Raw genomic sequence first — 259 nt, 5'->3', positions numbered from 1 at the left:
GCTCGAGTTTGCTGTCGAAAATGGCGAAAGCGACATGCGGCTCGACTATGAGAACGGGCCCAAGACCTACATCGCAATTGGTGGTACCGTCCTTGCCCGGGGCCTTACGCTCGAAGGTTTGGCTGTGTCCTTCTTCCTTCGCACTTCCAATCAGTACGACACGTTGCTGCAGATGGCGAGGTGGTTTGGGTATCGCCCCGACTACGATGACCTCCCGCGCCTCTGGACGACAGATGATCTTGTTTCGAAGTTCCGCGCA

General features: G+C 56.8%; 1 protein-coding gene. It reads left to right on the top strand.

Annotated elements, in window-relative coordinates; all coding sequences use genetic code 11:
• The coding region (locus tag SB749_RS19990; protein WP_410711843.1) for a Z1 domain-containing protein at positions 1-259 on the top strand (259 nt) is incomplete at both ends.

Source organism: Brevibacterium sp. SIMBA_078, assembly GCF_046534565.1.
GTDB lineage: Bacteria > Actinomycetota > Actinomycetes > Actinomycetales > Brevibacteriaceae > Brevibacterium.
The sequence above is the reverse complement of the archived record's forward strand: the minus strand, read 5'-3'. Positions and strand labels throughout refer to the sequence as shown.